The organism is Bacillota bacterium, assembly GCA_009711825.1.
Lineage (GTDB): Bacteria > Bacillota > Proteinivoracia > UBA4975 > VEMY01 > VEMY01.
The window spans coordinates 1-7,467 of sequence record VEMY01000057.1; the positions used below are offsets into that span (position 1 = coordinate 1).

7 protein-coding genes and 1 pseudogene are annotated in these 7,467 nt (G+C 42.6%); 6 read left to right on the forward strand and 2 right to left on the reverse strand.

The window, feature by feature from the left end; genetic code table 11:
* Positions 1-242 precede the first annotated feature (242 nt).
* The 3 genes from FH749_14245 to FH749_14255 are packed head-to-tail and all read left to right on the forward strand — an operon-like array spanning position 243 to position 3,475.
* Positions 243-1,484: an integrase gene (locus FH749_14245; GenBank protein ID MTI96611.1), complete on the forward strand. Its 1,242-nt coding sequence runs from the start codon at positions 243-245 to the stop codon at positions 1,482-1,484.
* On the forward strand, positions 1,477-2,463 hold the full coding sequence (locus tag FH749_14250; protein MTI96612.1) for an integrase: 987 nt from the start codon (positions 1,477-1,479) through the stop codon (positions 2,461-2,463). Before FH749_14245 ends, FH749_14250 begins: the two co-directional genes overlap by 8 nt.
* Positions 2,450-3,475, forward strand: coding sequence for an integrase (locus tag FH749_14255; GenBank protein MTI96613.1), 1,026 nt, complete (start codon positions 2,450-2,452; stop codon positions 3,473-3,475). The genes FH749_14250 and FH749_14255 overlap by 14 nt, the downstream gene beginning before the upstream one ends.
* A 62-nt stretch (positions 3,476-3,537) precedes the next feature.
* Here FH749_14255 and FH749_14260 read toward each other — a convergent pair whose 3' ends face one another.
* Complete coding sequence (locus tag FH749_14260) at positions 3,538-3,885, reverse strand: hypothetical protein (protein MTI96614.1); 348 nt, start codon at positions 3,883-3,885, stop codon at positions 3,538-3,540.
* A complete protein-coding gene (locus FH749_14265) occupies positions 3,878-5,419 on the reverse strand; it encodes an IS21 family transposase (GenBank protein ID MTI96615.1) in 1,542 nt (513 codons plus the stop codon). The genes FH749_14260 and FH749_14265 overlap by 8 nt, the downstream gene beginning before the upstream one ends.
* 148 nt (positions 5,420-5,567) lie before the next feature.
* Between FH749_14265 and FH749_14270 the strand changes: the two genes are divergently transcribed.
* The 3 genes and pseudogenes from FH749_14270 to FH749_14280 all read left to right on the forward strand — a co-directional run bounded on the left by FH749_14270 (position 5,568) and on the right by FH749_14280 (position 7,374).
* Positions 5,568-5,861, forward strand: a complete 294-nt coding sequence (locus tag FH749_14270) for a hypothetical protein (protein MTI96616.1) — start codon at positions 5,568-5,570, stop codon at positions 5,859-5,861.
* A 20-nt stretch (positions 5,862-5,881) separates the two neighbouring features.
* Positions 5,882-6,145: a hypothetical protein gene (locus tag FH749_14275; GenBank protein ID MTI96617.1), complete on the forward strand. Its 264-nt coding sequence runs from the start codon at positions 5,882-5,884 to the stop codon at positions 6,143-6,145.
* Positions 6,146-6,208: 63 nt separating this feature from the next.
* A pseudogene (locus FH749_14280) lies at positions 6,209-7,374 on the forward strand (IS3 family transposase).
* Positions 7,375-7,467: the final 93 nt, after the last annotated feature.

Consider the following 7,467-nt stretch of genomic DNA (forward strand, 5'->3'; position numbering starts at 1 on the left):
CTATGAGTTCGCGCCCATTACCTTTCCCGAGGGGCTGGACAAGGAGACGCTGCTAGATCTTGATTTTGCAGGCAACAAGGAGAACATCCTGATGCTAGGAGCTGTTGGAACCGGCAATTATCGAAAGTGTTTGGTTATGGAAAGAAATTTGGGTGCAGCCTAAGTCCTATTATGTATGGACTTCAATTTCTTTCCATAATACCTCACAATAGACATACAATCTTGTCTATTGGAGGTAAGCTATGGAAACAAGAAAACCAATTGATGTGTTGGCGGTAGAGGTAATCGAAGAATTGAAGAAGCTGAATTACGCGTACAACACTGTATGTGGATTTCGGGCTTCTTTTGGCAGAATCTGTACATTTGCCAGCAACAAGGGAGAACAGTATTTCTCCGAGAATCTAGGAAAGGAGTATTTAAAGGAAAGATACAACTGTACAATAGACTACTATCTAGAGCCGTTCCCCAAAAACGCCAAAGAAGCTATTAGGGCAATCCGGCTACTGGGTGATTACCAGCTTCATGGCATTATTGTTCGCAGAATTGTTAAGCGAAAGGGCTATGTAAAACCGCCACAGTTTCAAGATATTTTGACAGCTTACGAGCATGAGTGCAAAAATAATGAATACTCCATACGAGGCATGCGTACTCGGTTACAACGATTATTCTTTTTTGTAGACTATCTGTCGCTGAGGAAAGTAATGGATGTAGACGAAATAACGCCGGTTATTATTTCGGATTACGTGTTATACATAAGCCCAAAACATGAAAAAAGCATGGCATCCATTCTGACAACTTTAAGAGTGTTTCTGAGATTTATCTATCTAAACAGATACACTGATAAAGACTTGTCCCTCAGTGTGCCGAAACAGAATAAATACTATTACCCTCCTGTACCCTCTACGTGGGAACCAGACGAAGTAAAACGCATCCTTGATGCTATTGATCGTGGAAGCCCTACAGGTAAGAGAGATTACGCCATACTTCTTCTTGTTGCAAAACTTGGAATACGCGTTGGTGACATTAAGGCTTTAAAGCTATCTGATTTACTCTGGACTTCTAAATCTATCACCATTACACAGGAAAAAACAAAAGTTGCGACTACCTATCCAATTCTTCATGATGTAGGCTGGGCTATTATCGACTATCTCCAGAATGCCCGACCTGAGTGTGAGACACCATATTTATTTGTACGCATGAATGCACCCTTTGAAGCGTTTGGCAAAAACGCCAACCTTCATAGTTTAATTTCTAAATACATTCGCCTAGCTGGCATTAGTGTTCCCCCGGGTAAGCGGCAAGGTCTTCATTCTCTGAGACATTCCCTTGCCAGCACATTGTTGGAGCAAGGAGCGTCACTGTCCTTAATCTCAGAAATCCTGGGTCATGTAGATTCAAAGTCGACTTCAATGTACCTGCACACAGATCTAAATGGGTTGAAAGGTTGTGCGCTTGACCCGGAGGAGGTGCTCTCAAATGGCTAAGGGTCTAAGATTTGAGAGCATACTATCTGTTCCAATTGAAAAATACATTGCGGAGAAACGGGCTGTAGGTTACAAATTTGATAAAGGCGCTGTTATGTTGAAGAGTTTTGACTCTTTTGTGTGTAACCAAAACTTTACGAACATAGAGTTAACTAAACAAATGGTTCTGGGATGGACAGCCCGCAAGCCCCATGAAAAATTATCTACACAGAGCGGAAGAATTTCTCTGCTACGGGGATTAGCAGAATGCATGAATCGTTTAGGTTACTCTGCTTATGTTTATCCAAGTGCAATAGTTACTGTTGATAGATATACTTACACTCCCTACATTTTTTCCAGTGATGAGCTAAAAAGAATCTTTGAATTGTGTGATCACTATCCACCTAGCAACTTTTCCCCAAATCGACATTTAGTTTTGCCCCTTTTAATTCGGATTCTTTACGGTTGCGGACTCAGGATATCTGAAGTTGTTCATCTGACCATACAGGATGTTGACCTAAGTAAGGGTCTATTGTACATTCGTAGTACAAAATTCAATAAAGAACGAAAATTGCCTATGGCTGACAGTCTGAAGGAGCGATGTCAAGAGTATTGCAAGAGCGCAGATATTGGAAAGATGGGGAACCCTTATTTCTTTCCTTCTCCATATGGAGGGCATTATTCTGAGTCAACTATTTACTGGCTCTTTAGAGAGGTTCTTAGAAAAGCAGGGATTTCACATCTAGGTCGGGGGAAAGGTCCTCGTATTCATGATATTCGCCATGTTTTTGCGGTGAACTGTTTAAAAAAGTGGGTAATGGAAGGAAAGGATCTAAACAATTGCCTCCCTTATCTATCAGCCTACCTTGGTCATGAAGATTTGCGTGGAAGCCAGCGATATTTGCGCTTAACAGCGGATTTATATCCGGAGATAACAAGAAAAATCGAAAAAAGCTGTTCATACATCATTCCGGAGGTAAATTTGTATGAAACAGACTGATTTTGCGAAAACACTTACACGCTTTTTAATGGATTTTTTGCCTGGACAAAGAAACGTCAGCCCAAATACAATTAAGTCTTACCGTGATGCATTTAAGCAGTACCTTACGTTCATGCAAGAAGAACAAAGGATTAAGCCGGAAAAAATTTCGTTTGCCTCTGCAACCACCTTAAGTATCAAAGAGTTTTTACTCTGGCTTGAAACATCCAAAAATGTCAGTGCTAGCACCCGTAATCAACGGTTGGCAGCCATTCATAGTTTTTTCAGGTATGCTCAAGCTGAGTATCCAGAAATTCTTTTTGAGAGCCAAAAGATTCTTGGTATTCCATTTAAAAAGAAACAACAACAAACGATCCTGCATTTGACCATGACTCAGTTAGCGTATTTGTTCGAACAACCTGATACATCTACAAAAAGAGGACGTCGCGATTTGGCTTTAATGATTACCCTATACGATACGGGTGCGAGAGTGCAAGAGTTAATTGATTTAAAAGTTTGCCAAGTTAGACTAGCCCAGCCTGCAATGATTACCTTAACTGGCAAAGGGAACAAGCAACGAGTTGTACCAATCCTGGCTAAAACACGAGCCATACTTGAAGGGTACATGGCTGAAAATCATCTTTTCGAAAATGGAAGGCAACAAAATCACCTTTTCCATAATAGCAGATACCAAGCGTTTACACGGCCGGGAATTGCATACATTTTAAATAAGTACTTCTTTCAGGCAAAGATTAGCCACAAAGAAGAGATTTTTCCAGAAACTATTCATCCGCACATGCTAAGGCACTCAAAAGCTCTTCATCTACTTGAATCTGGTGTGAATCTAATTTACATCCGTGATTTACTAGGACATGTTAGTGTTACTACAACGGAGATGTATTTGAGATTTGATATAGAGCTAAAAAGAAAAGCCTTAGAAGCTGCATATCCCCAAGTAGTAACTCAAGATGCACCTGCATGGGAGGAGAACATAGGTATCCTTCAGTGGCTAGAGAATCTTTGCAATTCATGAGTTGAGCCAAATTATTATGGAAAGAAATTAAGGTACCTTCATTGTTATTCAGATGTGGTACCCTAATTTCTTTCCATAACCAAATTCTTTCGATAATTGCCGGTTCCAACAGCTCCTAGCATCAGGATGTTCTCCTTGTTGCCTGCAAAATCAAGATCTAGCAGCGTCTCCTTGTCCAGCCCCTCGGGAAAGGTAATGGGCGCGAACTCATAGTTATCCAGGGTTTTAATTGAGGGGAAGCCAGCCTTTCGAATCAACCTGTCAACCCTGTTTTTGTTACGTTCTTCAATGATTAGCTTCATCAGGTCCGTTACATACTGCTCTCGGTTCTGGTATTCCACCTTGTCAATCAGCGTCTCTATGTTCCCAAGCCGTAGCGTCCGAGAGTATTCTTTTAGCAGGCTACTCACCAAACCCACCCCCCTGGAGTTGGCTATACTTGTTTAAATCCGGCGCCCATTCCATAATGTCTTTGGGGGTATAATGCTCAGAGATTGGGGCCTGAACTTTCTCCATTCCGGCTATATAGTCAGCTATGTTAACCAAGCTTGCACTATCTGTTCTCCCGCTCTCTAAACCGCTTTCCACAGCACTTACTACAGTGGCAAAATCATATTTCGCAAAAAGCTCGATTAGGCTCTCAACTCGTTTTTTCCTTTCTTGAAGATTCGGAGGCAAAAGATAGTTCCTTAGAATCTGAGGGAGCAAGCGCAAGCTTGCGCCGCTTTCAATTGCCCTGGGTTTGTTACGGAAGATAGATAGCTCCGCTACCCAGTTAATATTCTGGGCTTTGGCCACGTACTTGCGAGGGGCAGTCAGTAACCGCCTTTGGCGGTGGTTGTCAAGGACCTCGATTCTATCCCACCAGACTTTAACCAAAAACTCTTGCCTGGGGCTTGCCCCGGGAACTGTGTAGAGGTGGTCGCCAACTTTTATCTCGCCATACTTGTTACGGACGGTAACGAGAGCGGTGGTAACTGGCTCAAATTCCTGCTCCGGTAGCTTAAGCAATCGCTTACGGTCTTCTTCGTAAAGGTCCGTAAGAAGTTGACCCTTTGAGTGATGAGGTCTGTTGCGATCATTCCGGCCAAACTCGGAGAGTATGTCATTAAGTGCATCCAAATCGTCTCCGTTGGGGATAGGGGTTAATGCGTTTCTGCGCACATACCCAACGTCAACCTCAACGTTTCCCTTCTCGTTTCCTTTGCCAGGGTTACAGAATACTGTCTGGAACCGGTAGTGCATTTTAAAGCGAGTGAAGGTCTCATTTAGTTTTCGGTCATGATCATTGAGAATCTTATTTACAACCGGCTTTAAGTTGTCAAATACGAGAGTTTGTGGGACCCCACCCATTTCTTCGAATATTGATCCCAGGCCGTATAAAAGACATTCAAGATTCGCTGCTGGAAGCGCCCGAGAGTAAAATGTATTGCTGTAGGGGAAGGCCAGAACTAGCAGATTGCGCTTCACCCTGACAGTGTCACCGTCAGCCTGGCTTTCATTGGCGTAGAAATCTCCAAAGTCTACTTGGGCTGAGCCAGGCAGATGCTCTAGCCTTACATACTGCTTGTCCTGTTTATGTTTAGAGTAAATCTCTGCTTTGAATCTCTTGACGTAATACCTTACAGTTCTGCTTGATCCCTGGTAGTCAGTTTCGGCTCGAAGCTGGTTGTAAATGGCAGTGGCCGTTCTGCGTTGTTTCTTCGGGACTAACAGATCTTCTTCAAGCCACGCCTGAATTATCTCGGTGTAAGTGTCCAACATAACACGTTTTTTCCGCACCTGCCGAGCCGGTTCCTTAGCTGGGGGAGGGTTATCTGCATATTTCTTAGCTGTTGCCCAAGATATGTTATGAGATTTTGCGATTTGACTTACAGATAATCCTTCTACTTCACGTTGTTCTTTGATACAATCAATACGAGCCACGGTTAGCATTCCTTTCATACCTCCTGAAGTCGCGTTCAAGAGGTTTAATTCAGGATGCTATGCCGTGGTTCCTGCTTTTGAACTATTAAATTTTAATTGCCAAACTCGCTAATTCTAGATTGCCATAAACATAGCGATGATAGTTAATTTCCGGGGAGGCAGGATTATGAAAACTTTTTTTTTAGGATTAACAGATTTTATTGTTGAGATAGGGGTAATGACTGCCGTGTGGCTTATTACGTATTCATTGCTTGTATATACAACTTCTAAGCTCTATAAAGCCGGGCCAATTTTCAGGATGGACAAGAGATTGAGGTTTGTCATCTTCGTAATTATCCTTATCGTAATGGTATATGCTCTCACGGATATTGGAGTAAATCTTTATTGGGAATGGACGCTTCGAGGAGTGTGTTGGGCTGTACTAAGTATCATTGCATTTAAATTTATTGGGGAAAAATAAAAACCGGGAGGTGAAGTCGTATGGCAATCTACCTTTTACTCATTTTATACTTATGCTTATTAATATCAGTAGTTTTTGTTCTAGCGTACACTAGAAAAGGTAAAAAAGTCATCCTAGATATAGAGTCAGTTAACGTTTTACGGGAAATGTTGAAGTCAGAAGGTGCAGACCAAAAAATATTAGAGGATAGGATAATAGAGGACAAAAAGTATTATTACCATCCCTTGAAAAACCATATAAGCCTTAGAGGCTTTGATAACACTTCCGCTTATGATATTGTTTGACCTGTTCCCGGTTTGTCGGACACACAAGAGTGAGATAAAATAATCTTGTGGAGGTCGATAAACATGGCAGAGAACGGCAAAAGGTATACCCAGGAATTCAAGGATGGCGTCATCAAATTGATCAAGGAAAACGGTCGTAGTGTTGCCTGCGTCTCGAAAGATGTTGGTGTTCGGGAGCAAACCATTTACCGTTGGCTTGACCAGGATAGAATTCAGCAGCAACCTGATAAGGCGCGAATAATGGAGCTCGAGGCTCAGCTGAAGGAAGCAAAGCGCCGCTCTGATGACCTGGAAGAGACGGTAAAAATCCTAAAAAAGGCCACGGCCATTTTCGCTACACAACACCGGAAATAGTATTTCAATTCATTGATGACCACCGCTCCGATTTTCCGGTGGAGAAGATGTGCCTAGTCCTCGAAGTATCAAGGAGTGGCTACTACGACTGGCGAGGTCGCGGACCAAGCAAACGCGAAGAAAAAGATGCAAAGCTGCTAAACCTCATTCGCAAAAGTCATCAGGATAGCCGGGGGATATACGGGTTGGATAAAATTCATCAAGACGTCTGAGTTATCTTGCCATGCGGTCGCAAACGCGTCTATAGACTGATGAAAACTAACGGGATATCATCCAGGCGCCCCCGTAAATTCAAGGCTACCACCAACTCGAAGCACAACCTGCCGGTGGCAGATAATTTATTAAACCAAAACTTCAGTGTGGACAAGCCAAACAAGGTATGGGTTAGCGATATAACCTATATTCGGACAGATGAAGGCTGGGACTATCTAGCTACAGTAAAGGATCTTTTTAGCAAGGAGATTGTCGGCTGGGCGGTTGCAAGCACTATGACTCGTGATTTGGCTATCAACGCCCTGGATGCCGCCATAAAGAAGCAGAGGCCCCCTGCAGGGCTTATCCATCACTCAGACCGTGGGGTTCAATATTGCAGCAAGGATTATCAAGCTATATTAGCAAAGAACAAAATGGTATGCAGCATGAGCAGAAAAGGAAACTGCTATGATAACGCGAGCGCTGAGAGTTTCTTTAGCGCCATCAAAAACGAGTTAATTTATCTAAACAAATTTAAGACCAGGCAAGAAGCCCGGGATGCAATCTTTGATTATATAGAGATTTTCTATAACAGGAAGCGCAGGCATCAAAGTCTGAATTATATGACTCCGGTTGAGTATTTGAAACAGATTCCACTGCAGAAAGTCCCTTTTCCCTTATAATTTCTTCCATTAACGGCAGGATTTTGCACCCCGGAAATTGAAGTAATACCTAGGAATATCGAGCTATTCCTACATAATCGGTGCATAAGGGGT

What these genes read in the sequence shown, in the direction of transcription:
- FH749_14255 (MTI96613.1), top strand. Translation starts at nt 2,450, where the DNA reads ATGAAACAGACTGATTTTGCGAAAACACTTACACGCTTTTTAATGGAT.
- FH749_14270 (MTI96616.1), top strand. Translation starts at nt 5,568, where the DNA reads ATGAAAACTTTTTTTTTAGGATTAACAGATTTTATTGTTGAGATAGGG.
- FH749_14250 (MTI96612.1), top strand. Translation starts at nt 1,477, where the DNA reads ATGGCTAAGGGTCTAAGATTTGAGAGCATACTATCTGTTCCAATTGAA.
- FH749_14245 (MTI96611.1), top strand. Translation starts at nt 243, where the DNA reads ATGGAAACAAGAAAACCAATTGATGTGTTGGCGGTAGAGGTAATCGAA.
- FH749_14265 (MTI96615.1), bottom strand. Translation starts at nt 5,419, where the DNA reads ATGAAAGGAATGCTAACCGTGGCTCGTATTGATTGTATCAAAGAACAA.
- FH749_14275 (MTI96617.1), top strand. Translation starts at nt 5,882, where the DNA reads ATGGCAATCTACCTTTTACTCATTTTATACTTATGCTTATTAATATCA.